This window comes from Streptomyces triticirhizae (assembly GCF_003696235.1).
Taxonomy (GTDB): domain Bacteria; phylum Actinomycetota; class Actinomycetes; order Streptomycetales; family Streptomycetaceae; genus Streptomyces; species Streptomyces triticirhizae.
Genome location: NZ_RFFJ01000179.1, coordinates 1 through 12,560, shown reverse-complemented (window position 1 = coordinate 12,560; position 12,560 = coordinate 1). Strand labels below are relative to the sequence as shown.

The following is a 12,560-nucleotide window of genomic DNA, read 5'->3' as shown; positions in this document are numbered from 1 at the left end:
GGGCCTCGTCGAGCAGCGCGGAGATCCGGGCGAGGCCGGCGGCGCGGGAGAGGTGGGCGGCGGCGTAGGCGGCGCCCCTGGCGCCGACGGCGTCGGCCTCGGCGGGGTCGGCGGCCAGTTCGCGGGCGGCCGCGACCAGCGCGGCCGGGTCCTCGGGCGGCACCAGCCGGCCGCCGGCGGAACGCCGCAGCTCCTGGGCGGTGCCGCCGTTGCCGGCGACCGAGGCGATGACCGGGCGGGCGGCGACGAAGTAGGAGGTGAGCTTGGAGGGCACGCTCATGTCCAGGACGCTGGCCCGCTGGGTGACCAGCAGCGCGTCGGCGGCGGCCAGGATCTCGGGGAACTCCGCCTCGTCGGCCGGCGGCAGCAGGTCGACGTTGGGCAACGAGGCGGCCTGCCGGGCGAGTTGGGCGCGGCAGGAGCCATCGCCCATCAGCACCACGCGGAGTTCGGGGGCGAGCCTGGCGGCGTCGATCAGCACGTCGAGGCCCTGCTTGAGGCCCATGTTCCCGGAGTGCAGCAACACGGTCTGCCCGAGCGGCCAGCCCAGCCGCGCGCGGGTGTGCACGCGGGGGCGCGTGGGGGGCGTGACGTGGGACCAGTTGGGGACGAGGCGCACCCGTTCCCCCGGGACGCCCAGGGCGCGCACCCGTTCCCGGAACGACTCGTGGATGACGCCGACCAGGGTGGCGCCGGCCAGCATCCGCCGCTCGACGCCGGAGGCCAGGGCGGCGACCCGCCCGCCGCCCGCGATGCCACTCTGCGCGGCGGCGGCGCCCATCAGGTCCTGGACGATGGGAACGAACGGAACGCCGTGGCGCCGCGCCAGCCGCGCGGCCAGCAACCCGCCGGCCAGGCTGGGTACCTGGGCGACCACCGCGTCGGGCCGGGCGATCCGGGGCGGGGCGAGCAGCCCGTGGCCGAGAATGCTGCCCTCGTAGGCGGCGCGCCGGAGCGCGCTCTGCCGGGCCGGGACATAGTGCCGGCGGCGGTGGACCAGCACCCCGGCGCGCTCGTCGACCAGCCGCCAACGCCCCCGGTAGGCGGGGTCGACGCGCCACGCCGGGTAGTGCGGCAGCCCGGCCAACACATGGACCTCCGCGTCCCGTTCGGCGGCCCAGTGCTCGGCGAGCTGTGTCGCGTAGGGGCCGATTCCGGCCTGTTCCGGGGCGTAGTTGGTGGACACCAGCAGCAGACGTTCGCCACCGGGGGCCTGCGGGTCGCTCACGACGCTCCTCTTCTCCGCCTCCGTGGCAGCTCCCGCCCTGCGGCGGTCTTCTGCCCCCGGGACAGCGGTGGTCTTCCCTGGCAGCGGTGGCGCACAGCCTATCCGCGCGCCACGGGTGGGGCACGACCACGCGTCAGCTTCCGGACGGGCGAACGGCGCCGGGCCGGGAACGCGCCAACTCGCTTCGCCGCCCGGCCCGTTCACACCGCGCCGGACAACCCCTCCGTTCTCGGCGGCCGGTTGGCGTGGTTCCGGAGTACTGCCCCGTTCCCGGCGGCCGGTTGGCGTGGTTCCGGAGTACTGCTCCGCTTCCCCCACCCCATCCGCGCCATGCCGGAGCACCGCTCCGTTCCTGCCGGCCGGCTGGCGCCGTTGCGGAGCGCCGCTCCGTTTTCACCGTTCCATCCGTGCCATTCCGGACGACCGCTCCGTTTCTCCATCCGGTTCGCCCCGTTCCGGAGCACCGCTCCGTTCCTGGCGGCCCGCGCACACCGTCCCGGAGCGGCGCTCCGCTTCCCCCGCCCCATCCGCGCCATGCCGGAGCACCGCTCCGTTCCTGCCGCTCCGATCACGCGGTTCCGGTCACGCCGCTCCGTTTCCACCGCTCCGTTCCCGCCGTTCCGTTCCGTTCCGGACCCGGGGGCCGAGTGCGCGGGTTAGGGTGCCGGGGAAGCGGTGACCGGCCAGTGGGGGGTTCGGGCGTCATGCAGACCGTGGGCTACGCACCGGGGGTCTACGACCTCTTCCATGTGGGGCACCTCAACATCCTTCGGCACGCGCGCGATCGCTGCGACTACCTGGTGGCCGGCGTCGTCTCCGACGAGATGGCGACGCTCGCCAAGGGCAGGCCACCGGTGATCCCGCTGGTGGAGCGGCTGGAGATCGTGCGCAGCATCCGTTACGTGGACGCGGCCTTCGTGGAGACCGTTCCGAACAAGTTGGAGACCTGGCAACAGGTGCGGTTCGACGTGCTGTTCAAGGGCGACGACTGGCGCGGCACGCCCAAGGGCGAGAAGTTGGAACGCGACTTCGCCACGGTGGGGGTGCGGATCGTCTACTTCCCGTACACCGTGCACACCTCCAGCACTCAGCTGCGGGGCGCGCTGGAGGCGTTGGGCGGCTCCACAGGACCCGGCGCGGCGGGTTCGGCGGGCGTGGCGGGCGCCGCGAGCGCCGAGAGCGCGCGGAACCAGCGCACCGAGAAGCCCGCGCAGAACAGGCCATAGGCGCAGGCCAGGACGGCATAGCCGCAACGGAACGCGCGTTCGTCGCCCAGCAGCACGAACAGCAGGCACAGCGTGCCGTAGTCCACCGGCAGCAGCGCCACCGCGCGCCGTCGCGAGGGCAAGGGCGCGGGCGAGGGCGCGGGCGAGGGCGCGCCGGCCGGCCCGGGCGCGTTCCGGCGCAGCTGCTCCGTGAGCAGCCCGCCGAAGAAGATCAGCAGATGGGCGAGTTGGAACCCCAGTGGCAGCAACAGCCAGCCGTCGCCTGGCAGTTCGAAGTGGCGGTGGAACGCGATCAGAACGACCGCGTGCAGCGCGGTGATCTTGGCCAGATCCACCACATGGTCGAGCCACTCGCCGGCCGGGCTGGATCGGCCGAGCAGCCGGGCGAGTTGGCCGTCGGCGGAGTCCAGCGCGAAGCCGAGGAAGAGCCCGAACCAGACGACCACCCCCACCGCCCAGGAGGGCGACGCCAGCGCGACGGTCGCCAGGGCCGCGCCGCTGACGGCGGCGCTCAGCAGGGTGACCTGGTTGGGGCCGAGGCCCAGCCGGTAGGCGGCGGCGGCCAGCCGGCGGCCGACCGGTCGGTTGACGTAACGGGAGTACAGGGACACGCCCTTGGCGGTCTTCTGCGCCTCGGCCAGCCGCGCAACGGCCGCCCCGTACCCCAAGGTTCGCCCCGTCCCCACCATGGGCCGCATCCTCCCACGGCGCGGCGGCGCGATCCCAGGCCCCGCGTCGGCATCCGCCGCACGCGCCCACCGCCGGCACGGATACGATGCCTGGGCCGGAGCGACACACGACGGGGAGGGCCGAGGAGATGCGGCTGCGCGCACGACTGACGACAACCACGGCGGGGCTGCTGGTGAGCCTGGCCACGGTGGCGTCCCTGTCGGGCTGCATGACGGTGCACGGCGAGACCGCCGTGGTGCCGGCGGCCACCGAGAACGAGGCCGAACAGGTCCTGGAGCACTACTTCGAGGTCACCAACGAGGCGCGGAGAACGTACGACGCCGAGTTGAACGCGACGGTGGAGGCGGGTGCGCTCGCGGAGATCAACGGTGCCGCGCTGATCGCCCAGGGCGCGTTGGCCGAGGAGGAGGCCGCCGAGGAGGGCGCCGAAGGCCAGGAGGGCGCCGAGGGCGAGGAAGGCGCCGAGGGCGAGGAAGGCGCCGAGGGCACCGAAGGTGAGGAGGCCCCGCCCGAGGACGGCGCGGCCGAGAACGGTACGGCCGAGGAGGAGTCCGCCGAGGAGGACGGGGGCCTGACCCCGGTCAACCCGCGTTTCCTGATCCCGCAGCAGGCCGGCTGGCCCAAGTTCTTCATGGTGGACACCGAGATCCAGGACAGCGAGTACCGCTGGCTGATGACGTTCTCCCGCAACAGCGTGGACGAGCCGTGGAAGGCGCGCTATCTCTCGGTGCTCCAGCCGTCGGCGATCCCGGAGTTCGCGGAGGACGAGGACGGCTACCTGGAGGACATCCAGGTCTCCAGCGAGAGCACCGGCCTGTCGGTGATCCCCAGCGAGCTGGGCGAGACCTACGCGACCTACCTCGCCGACGGGCAGGGCTCGTTCCTCGGCGGCCCCCACACCTCCGAGGTGCTGGCGACCCGCGACGAGCGGGCCGAGGACCCGGCCCTAAGCATCGAGTACGCGGACGTTCCGCAGGAGGAGAAGGAGCACCCGACGTTCGCCGTGCGGACGGCGGACGGCGGGGCGCTGGTGCTGTTCACCATGCGGATGGACGAGAAGCGGACCTGGGCCGAGGGCGAGACGCCCATGGTGGAGGACCTGGTGAAGCCGCTGATGCGGGGGACGGCCCAGCGGGCGGTGACCCTTCAGCGGTACGCCACGTTCACCGCCTATGTGCCGGAGGGCGAGGACCCGGTGGACCTGCGGGCCCGGATGGGCGGCGTCTTCAAGGCGCTGGGCGAGTAACGGCCGGCGCGGCGGGAGCGGATCGAGGGGCGGGGCCGATGGCCTCGCCCCCTTCTCCGTTCCGGCTTACCGTTCCGGAACCCTTCCGGCTTACCGTCCGGACTCTCCGTTTCGGACTCTCCGTTTCGGCCGGTCAGTTGGGCCAGGCCGGTTCGCGGTGGTGGCTGGCGCAGGCGTCGGTGAGCGTCTCCAGCAGGGCCAACGGGTCGGGCAGCGGATGCTCGGGGCCGCGCAGCCAGCGGACACCCTCTCCGCCTTCCTCGGTGAGCCGGGCCGGGGGCAGCAGGACATAGCTGCCCCGGCAGTGCCAGCGCAGCCCGGGGTGCTCGTCCATGGTCTCGGGGTGGCAGTCCAGCTCGCACGGCCACCACTCGTCCTCGTCGTCGGGCGTGCCCCGGGTCGCGGTGAAGAAGAGCATCCGGTCCGGGTCGGCGACGGCCACCGGGCCCAGCTCGACGCCGTCGGCGGCCAAACGTTCCAGCGCCTCAAGGCCGGCGGCCAGCGGCACGTCCAGCACGTCGTGGACGCGGCCGGTGGCGGTGACGAAGTTGGCCTCGGGGTCGGCGCGCAGCCAGCGCAGCACCTGTTCGGGGTCGGTGGTGGCCTCCGTGTTCCAGGTGAGGGAGACCGGGTGCCGCGCCGGCGTGGGACAGCCGATCCTGGCGCAGGAACAGCCATAGCCCTGCGGGTGCGCGGCCGGGGCGACGGGCAGCCCCGCTCTGGCGACGGCGAGCAGCGACTCCTCACGGGCCTGCGCGGCGGCCTCACCGCCGGCACCTCGACCACCACGACGCAACCAGCGGGGAAATCTGCTCTCGCGTGCCATCAGGTGCTTACCGCCTCACTTCCGTCCCGTAAGCAGACCAGCGCTCGGAGGACCGGCGTTATTCCTCAGCCGTCCCTCGGGGCCTCGTGGGCCCTCACCGGTCCCTTCGGGACCTCCCGGGACCCGCTGAGGGCTCCTCCGGGTTGCGCTCATCCTGCCCTGTCCCCGCCCCGGATGGGTAATCGGGGGAGGCCGGGTGAACGGTGTCGGGGCTGGGCACACTGTGCTCACCGCAGTGCATCACGCACCCATGTCAAAGCGGCCCTTCACCCACAAGGAGCCTCTGTGTACCGACCTCGTCGCTATCTGATGTGTCCCCCGGAGCACTTCCGGGTCACGTATTCGATCAATCCGTGGATGGACCTGAGCAAGCCTGTCGATGTCCGACTGGCCATGGCCCAGTGGAGCGATCTGCGTGACTGTTATCGCTCGCTCGGCCACACGGTGGACGAGCTGACCCCGCATCCCGACCTGCCCGACCTGGTCTTCACGGCCAACGGCGGGCTGGTGCTGGAGGACCGGGTGTTGGGGGCGCGCTTCGCCCATCCCGAGCGGTACGGCGAGGCCACGGTGCACGAGGAGTGGCACCGCGAGCGGGGGTGCGTGGAGTTTCAACGCGCTCAACACACCAACGAGGGCGAGGGTGACTTCGCGGTGACGGACCGGTGGCTGCTGGCGGGCCACGGCTTCCGTTCCAGCCCGCTCGCGCCGCAGGAGGCGCAGGAGTTCTTCGGCCGCCCGGTGATCGCGCTCGGCCTGGTGAACCCCCGCTTCTACCACCTGGACACCGCGCTGTGCGTGCTGGACGACGGCACGGCCGGGGACGGTGCGGACGGCGACGGCGGGAGCGTGCGCGGCCGGGAGGGAAGCACGGTCATGTACTACCCGGGGGCCTTCTCCCCCGGCAGCCGGGCTGTGTTGGAGCGGCTGTTCCCCGACGCGATCGTCGCGGAGGAGGCGGACGCGCTGGCGCTCGGCCTGAACGCGGTCTCTGACGGCCACCACGTGGTCCTGCCTCAGGCAGCCGTCGGGCTGTTGGAACCGCTGCGGGAACGGGGCTTCGAACCGGTGCCGGTCGACCTGTCCGAGCTGCTGAAGGCGGGCGGCAGCGTCAAGTGCTGCACGGCGGAGCTGCGTTGACGCAGCGGTGAGGCTCTCCGTTTCCCCGTTTCCCGCCCGCCGGGCCGAACCCGGCGGGCGGGGCGGGGGCGTCGCTCAGCGTCGATCGGCGTCGCTCAGCCGCGCCAGGGTTCGTAGTGCGGGTTGTCGACGCAGTCGGCCATGACCTCGGTCCGGGTGTCCCGGTCGATGGGACAGGCGCCGACGATGAACTCCGTGGCGATGCCGCCGGGGAAGGCCACCTCGACCTGGTCCGCCCAGCGGTGCTGGTCGCCGATGGTGGCGTTGACGTCGATCCCGCCGGGCGCGTCGATGTAGTAGTTGAAGCGCGCCGAGCCCCAGTCCTTGTACAGGTCGTGGTCGTAGGAGGTGCTGACGAACGGCGAGGGCTGGTTGACCAGGACGTACTGCTCCAGGTCGTACTGCCCGTTCACCACGTCCCTCGGCTCGAAGCCCTCGGCGAAGACGACGTCCGGGGCCCGGCCGTCGGCCCGGTAGAGCTGGCGGCAGTCGGTGCGGTAGGCGGGGTCGGGGCTGATCCGCTCCACGTCGACGTTCTCGTTGTTGGCGGCGTACAGCGGGTCGTTGACGGTCGGGCAGGCGACGGCGGCGCTGGCGACCGGCGCGGCGGTGAGGGAGATCGGGGTCAGCAGGAGCCCGAGCGGGAGGGCGAGGGCTGCGGTCCTGCGGAGGATGCGCTTCCAGAACATGCCCGTACCCTGGCCGGGCGCGGGGGCGGAACTCCCGCAATGTCCCCCGATCGACGGCGTGGCGCGGCGCCAACACGACGGCTGCCGCAGGCAGTTACCGGAGGCCGGGGGCCCGGGGGCCCACGCGGCCGGGACGGTTGGCCCACGCCCCGCAGGGCCCGGAGAGGGACCGGCTCCGCGGCGCCAACGAGCCGTTCCTCCCTCGGGACGGGGCCCGAGCCAGCCCCGCCACGGCGAAGCCGACCAGCGACGGAACCGGAGCGCCGCTCCGGCCCACCACCCGCCCCCAGAGGGAAACGGAGAACGGCTCCGGACGGCACCCCTCCCCCCCACCGGAACCGGACAACCACTCCGGGGGGACCGCTGCCGGCACTCGAACCGGAGAACGACTCCGGCCGAACCGCCTCCGGCCCACCCCACCCCACACGGAACCGGAGAACCGCTCCGTTTTAACGCCCGCCGGCACGCGGCCGGATGTGTCGCAGGGCTACCGGCCTGACAGGGGGCGCGTTCGGAGAAGCCGACCGGCTTGAGGGAGCCGTGCCGCACGGCCGGACGCGGCGTCGGCGGGGCCAGCCCTCGGCGAAGGCGGAGCCTGTCCCCGGCAGAGCCCCGCCGGCGCCCCGCCCCGGAGGCCCCTCCCCCAGCGACCCCGGTGCGGCTCTCCGCCGGCCGGCCCGCAGGGCCGGCGGCGCGGGCGCGCCGCTCCGGTCTCACCCCGGCAAGGGGTACGCGTCGCCCCAGGACGTGTCCCGGGCCCGCCGGTAGGCGTCCGTGCCGTGGCGTTTGGTGATGGTATGGGACCCGGCCGTGCCGTCGGGGGCACAGAGGTCGAGGAGTACCTGACCCTTGCGTGGGCGGGGGCGGCGGATCACCCGGGGTTCGGCGGGGGTGGCGGTCGGCGGCGGGTCGCGGAAGGCCGCGACATACGCGAACTTCTCGTCCTCGTACGGCAGTTCCGCGCCCTTGACCCGCCGGTGCAGCGCCGAGCGGGTGACCCGGGCGCCGAAGTGGCACCAGTCGTCGCCGACGGTCAGCGGGCAGCTCGCGCCGTGCGGGCAGGGCGCGAGGACGGTGAGGCCGGCGGCCAGCAGCCGGTCCCTGGCGGTGCGGATGCGGAGGTAGCCGTCGGGCGTCCCCGGTTCGACGAGGACCACGGCGCGGCCGGCGGCGGCGACCGCGTCGACGGTGGCGTCGCGTTCCTTCTCGGGGAGTTCGTTGAGCACATAGGAGACGGTGACCAGTTCGGCCGGCGCGAGGTGCGCGCCGATCGAGTGGCGCGTCCAGCGCGCGCCGCGCACGGCGGCCGGTGCGCCGGCGGAGCCGGCCAGCTCGCGGCCGAGGTCGAGCGCCGGGCCCGCGCGGTCGAGGACGAGGGTCGGCCGTTCGCCCGGCCAGACGCCGGCGGCGGCCCAGGTCGCGGCCCCCGTTCCGCCGCCGAGGTCGAGGTGTTCGGCGGGGGCCCAGCCCGGCAGCCGGGCGGCGAGGGCGGCGAGCGCCGCCGCGACCGCCTCGAAGGTCGCCGGCATCCGGTAGGCGGCGTAGGCGACGGCGTCCGCCCGGTCGCGCAGCTCGGGGGCCGGGCCCGGGGTCTTCGCCCGGTACCCGGCCATCAAACGCTCGACGGCGCCCGCCGCCCGGGTGGGCGGCAGGCCGTCGAGGAGCCCGTCGAGCGCGGCGCGCAGCTGGTCGGAGGTGCTGGTCACCCGGGAAGTGTAGGCCGGGCGGCGGAGCGCTTCGGCCGGCACAGGGCGACGTAGCAGAGGGCCCCGGCGAGCACGGCGACCAGCTGGACGACGGCCATCGGCACGGCGGTCTCCTCGCCCGCGACACCCACCAGCGGGGAGGCGGCGGCGCCGACGAAGAACTGGGTGGCGCCCAGCAGCGCGGAGGCCGCGCCGGCCGCGTGCGGGGTGCGGTCCAGGCCCTCGGAGTTGGCGTTGGGCAGCACCAGCGGCATGGAGCCCATGAGGAAGAACAGGCCGATGGAGATGGCCAGCAGGTTCGCCTCGCCGAACACCCCGGTGGTCATGATCAGCAGCGCGACGGCGGAGAGGGTGATGAGGACCAGTCCGGTCGTCATGATCCGGTGCACGGACACCCGGCCGACGAGGATCTTCCCGTTGACCTGGCTCATCAGCACCAGCGCGATGGAGTTGGCCATGAACACCATGCTGTAGGTCTGCGGCGAGGCGCCGTAGATCTCCTGGACGACGAACGGGGAGGCGGCGACGTAGGCGAAGAGCGCCGCGAACACCAGGCTGCCGACGAGCAGGTGGCCGGTGAAGACGCGGTCCCTGAACAACCCGCCCATGGCCCGCAGCGCCGCGGGCACGCCGCCGCTGTCGCGCCGCTCGGGCGGCAGGGTCTCCGGCAGCCAGCGAATGACCACGGCGATCAGGACGACGCCGGTGACGGCCAGCACCAGGAAGATGCCGCGCCAGTCGGTGACCCGCATCAACTGGCCGCCGAAGACGGGCGCCAGGATGGGCGCGACGCCGGAGACCAGCATGAGGGTGGAGAAGAACCTGGCCATCGCGACGCCCGAGTAGAGGTCGCGGACGATGGCGCGGGCGATCACCACGCCCGCCGAGCCGGCCAGGCCCTGCACCAGCCGGCAGGCGGTGAGGATCTCCACGGTCGGCGCGAAGGCGCAGGCGACGGAGGCGACCACGTAGCAGGCCATGCCGACGATCAGCGGCCAGCGGCGGCCGAGTTGGTCGCTCATGGGGCCCACCACCAGCTGGCCGAGGCCGAGGCCCAGCAGGCAGGCGGTGAGGGTGAGTTGAACGGTGGACGCGCCGGTGCCCAGCGAGTCGGCGACCTCCGGGAGGGCCGGCAGGTACATGTCGATGGAGAGCGGCGGGAGGGCGGAGAGGCTGCCCAGGATCAGGACGATCAGCAGACCCGCCTTGCGGCGCTTGCTGAGTTGCGGCGCCTGAGACGCCTGCGGCGCTGGGGCCGGCGGGTGGAGGGCGGCGGTGGATATCCCGGGGGTGGCTCCGGTGGATATCTCGGGGGCGTTGGGGGGGCGAACGTCGGAACCTGGTACGGCCGTTGGGCTTTGGCCGAGCTGAGTCATGCACCTCTCCGGGAATCGTTAGGACGATCCAATCATCCCACGATCCGGGGTCGCCGCCTCTCGATTACGGCCGGACGAACGACGCGTTCCCGGCGTGGAAACGGCGCCGGAACCGCGCCGTCCGCTTGGCCGTTTCCGCTGGCCAGCGCGGTGAGGTCGGCCCGATGGCCGGAACGGTCCCGCCGTCAACTCTGCCTCACGCGGCGCCCGCTGGGCCCACACGGCGGGAAGTGAAACACGTCTCACTTCCCGCCGTCGAGGTTTGGGCCACCCGGGGTGAGCCCGGGTGGCCCGTCGGGGAGCCGCCGGGGAGCCGCCGGGCGTCGTCAGACCTCGCGCAGGCCCGGGTCGCCCGCGCGGGAGACGAACGTCGCCGCCGTCGCCACCGCCGCGCCCGGGGTGGTGACCCGGTCCACGACCCGGTACTCGGCGCGCACCTCGGCCTCGTCCAGGGTGACCACCAGATAGCCGCGCCGCCCGTCGTAGAAGCGCAGGTGCGGGTTGGCGCCGGTCAGCGCGGCCCAGTTGTCGGGGCGCGCCGCGCCGTCGCCGCCGCTGGCGATGGAGGTGGTGACCAGCTCCACGCCCAGCGTGCGGGAGTCGGGGTCGTCCCAGTCGGCCTTCAGGTCGAAGGCGTAGTGCACATGGACGTCCCCCGTGAACACCACCAGGTTCTCGACGCCGGCCTCCTCGGCCGCGCCCAACAGCCGTTCCCTGGCCGCCGGATAGCCGTCCCAGGAGTCCATGGACAGCGGCCAGGGGCCCTCCAGCTGGTTGCGGCGGCGGGCGACGGTGACCTGCTGCGGCAGCACGTTCCACACCGCGTCCGAGGCGCGCCAGCCGTCGGCGAGCCAGCGTTCCTGGGCCGCGCCCAGCAGGGTGCGGTCCGGGTCGGCCGCCTCGTCGCCTGGCAGCTTCCAGCCGTCGCCGTGCGCCTGGTCGTCCCGGTACTGGCGGGTGTCGAGGATGTCCAGCTGCGCGAGGCGGCCGTAGTGCAGCCGGCGGTGCAGCAGCAGGTCGGGGCCCTCGGGCAGCTGCGGCTGGCGCAGCGGCATGTTCTCCCAGTAGGCGCGGTAGGCGGCGGCCCTGCGGACCAGGAACTCCTCGGCGGGGTCGTCCTGTTCGGAGATCGCGCCGGCGTAGTTGTTGTCCACCTCGTGGTCGTCCCAGGTGACGATGAACGGGTGGGCGGCGTGCGCGGCCTGGAGGTCGGGGTCGGAGTGGTAGAGGGCGTAACGGGTCCGGTAGTCCTCCAGGGTGCGGGTCTCCCGGTTGAGGTGCGCGGGCATGGGGGTGCCGCGCACGCCGGCGGTCGCGTTGACCGCGTACTCGTAGAGGTAGTCGCCCAGGTGCAGCACCGCGTCCAACTCGGGCTCGGCGGCCAGGTGCCGGTAGGCGGTGTAGAAGCCCTGGTCGTAGCGCTGGCAGGAGACCAGCCCGAAGCGGACGGCGGACGGCAGCGCGTCGGGCGCCGGCGCGGTCCTGGTGCGGCCGGTCGTGGAGACCCAACTCCCGGTGGTGAAGCGGTAGTAGTAGGTGGTTCCGGGGTTCAGCCCGGCGACCTCGACATGGACGCTGTGGGCGAACTCGGGGTGCGCGACGGCGGTCCCCGCGTCCACCACGCGGGTCAGCTCGGCGTCGGTGGCGATCTCCCAGGCCACCTCGACGGGCTCGGCCGGCAGCCCGCCGTCCAGCGCCAGCGGCTCGGGCGCCAGCCGGGTCCACAGCACCACGGAGTCGGGCAGCGGGTCGCCTGAGGCGACGCCGAGGGTGAACGGGTCGTCGGGCAGCGCCGATCCGTCGGCGGCGGGGGCGGCCTGGGCGCTGTTCGGCAGGTTCACGGCGAAGGCGATCGCGGCGGCGGCACCCGTCACGGTCAGGAAGCGGCGGCGGTTGAGCTGGCGCGCGGCGGCTCGGAGTTCCTCGGTGGGGGACGGAATCTGCGTCATGTCCCCGAGTGCAGCGAGCGCGGCCCAATGGCGGCTGACCTGGGACGGGCGCCCGGCTGGCGATCCGATGACCGCACCCTGGCCGGCGGGCGACGCCCGGGCCACGGGCGAACTCCCGGCCGTTCAACGCGAGTTGCGCGTCCCGTTCCATGACGCGCCCGGCCGGTCGGGAGCGGTCGTCCAGCGAACGGAAACGGTCGTCTTCCGGTCGCGATGCGGACCGGTCGGTCGGCAAACCCGCGTCCCGGCGAACCTCAGGTGATGCCGGTGACCGTCACGGTGACGCCCAGCGGGCCGGTCGGTTGCCCAGCCCGCTGCCCGGGCGCCTGCGCGGCGACCGCCTCGGTCACCGCGCGCCGCACCGCGCGGGTCACGTCAACGGCCCGATGGCCGCGCGCGATCCCGACCGCCACCTCGATCCGCCAGCCGCCGCCCGGCAGCGGCTCCACCCGCACCGCGCCAGCGCGCCGCCCGCCGCCGGCCC

At 73.7% G+C, this 12,560-nt stretch carries 9 protein-coding genes and 2 pseudogenes; 3 read left to right on the top strand and 8 right to left on the bottom strand.

The genetic code is table 11. From position 1 onward, the window contains the following. Positions 1-1,228, bottom strand: a 1,228-nt coding sequence (locus EBN88_RS23915) for a glycosyltransferase (protein WP_147472822.1), incomplete at its 3' end; no start/stop codon positions are given. A 704-nt stretch (positions 1,229-1,932) separates the two neighbouring features. Between EBN88_RS23915 and EBN88_RS32090 the strand changes: the two genes are divergently transcribed. Further along, a complete protein-coding gene (locus tag EBN88_RS32090; protein ID WP_122399141.1) occupies positions 1,933-2,454 on the top strand; it encodes an adenylyltransferase/cytidyltransferase family protein in 522 nt (173 codons plus the stop codon). Here the strand turns inward: EBN88_RS32090 and EBN88_RS23905 are convergent. Then, a pseudogene (locus EBN88_RS23905) lies at positions 2,397-3,143 on the bottom strand (CDP-alcohol phosphatidyltransferase family protein); the annotation flags it as partial. The gene EBN88_RS32090 and the pseudogene EBN88_RS23905 overlap by 58 nt on opposite strands. A 128-nt stretch (positions 3,144-3,271) precedes the next feature. Between EBN88_RS23905 and EBN88_RS23900 the strand changes: the two are divergent. Beyond that, positions 3,272-4,390 (top strand): hypothetical protein, encoded by a 1,119-nt coding sequence (locus EBN88_RS23900; RefSeq protein WP_122399139.1) that lies wholly within the window; start codon positions 3,272-3,274, stop codon positions 4,388-4,390. A gap of 133 nt (positions 4,391-4,523) precedes the next feature. Here EBN88_RS23900 and EBN88_RS23895 read toward each other — a convergent pair whose 3' ends face one another. Then, complete coding sequence (locus tag EBN88_RS23895; RefSeq protein WP_122399138.1) at positions 4,524-5,216, bottom strand: bifunctional DNA primase/polymerase; 693 nt, start codon at positions 5,214-5,216, stop codon at positions 4,524-4,526. A gap of 174 nt (positions 5,217-5,390) precedes the next feature. Between EBN88_RS23895 and ddaH the strand changes: the two genes are divergently transcribed. Then, complete coding sequence (ddaH, locus tag EBN88_RS23890) at positions 5,391-6,356, top strand: dimethylargininase (protein WP_407703455.1); 966 nt, start codon at positions 5,391-5,393, stop codon at positions 6,354-6,356. A gap of 95 nt (positions 6,357-6,451) precedes the next feature. On the opposite strand, the gene EBN88_RS23885 is transcribed toward ddaH, so the two are convergent. From EBN88_RS23885 to EBN88_RS30785, 5 genes and pseudogenes are all read right to left on the bottom strand, one after another. After that, entirely contained in the window at positions 6,452-7,045 is a 594-nt protein-coding gene (locus tag EBN88_RS23885; RefSeq protein WP_122399136.1) for an ADP-ribosyltransferase, read from the bottom strand. Between the two features lie 713 nt (positions 7,046-7,758). After that, positions 7,759-8,751, bottom strand: coding sequence for a small ribosomal subunit Rsm22 family protein (locus EBN88_RS23880; RefSeq protein WP_233580892.1), 993 nt, complete (start codon positions 8,749-8,751; stop codon positions 7,759-7,761). Then, a complete protein-coding gene (locus EBN88_RS23875) occupies positions 8,748-10,127 on the bottom strand; it encodes a Bcr/CflA family multidrug efflux MFS transporter (protein ID WP_122399135.1) in 1,380 nt (459 codons plus the stop codon). The genes EBN88_RS23880 and EBN88_RS23875 overlap by 4 nt, the downstream gene beginning before the upstream one ends. Positions 10,128-10,453: 326 nt before the next feature. Further along, entirely contained in the window at positions 10,454-12,076 is a 1,623-nt protein-coding gene (locus EBN88_RS23870) for an alkaline phosphatase D family protein (RefSeq protein ID WP_122399134.1), read from the bottom strand. A 254-nt stretch (positions 12,077-12,330) separates the two neighbouring features. Continuing rightward, positions 12,331-12,560 (bottom strand): annotated as a pseudogene (locus EBN88_RS30785) (hypothetical protein); the annotation flags it as partial.

Bases quoted from the DNA above. Each gene is read 5' to 3' on its own strand.
- EBN88_RS32090 (WP_122399141.1), top strand. From the start codon at position 1,933: ATGCAGACCGTGGGCTACGCACCGGGGGTCTACGACCTCTTCCATGTG.
- EBN88_RS23900 (WP_122399139.1), top strand. From the start codon at position 3,272: ATGCGGCTGCGCGCACGACTGACGACAACCACGGCGGGGCTGCTGGTG.
- EBN88_RS23895 (WP_122399138.1), bottom strand. From the start codon at position 5,216: ATGGCACGCGAGAGCAGATTTCCCCGCTGGTTGCGTCGTGGTGGTCGA.
- ddaH (WP_407703455.1), top strand. From the start codon at position 5,391: ATGGGTAATCGGGGGAGGCCGGGTGAACGGTGTCGGGGCTGGGCACAC.
- EBN88_RS23885 (WP_122399136.1), bottom strand. From the start codon at position 7,045: ATGTTCTGGAAGCGCATCCTCCGCAGGACCGCAGCCCTCGCCCTCCCG.
- EBN88_RS23875 (WP_122399135.1), bottom strand. From the start codon at position 10,127: ATGACTCAGCTCGGCCAAAGCCCAACGGCCGTACCAGGTTCCGACGTT.
- EBN88_RS23870 (WP_122399134.1), bottom strand. From the start codon at position 12,076: ATGACGCAGATTCCGTCCCCCACCGAGGAACTCCGAGCCGCCGCGCGC.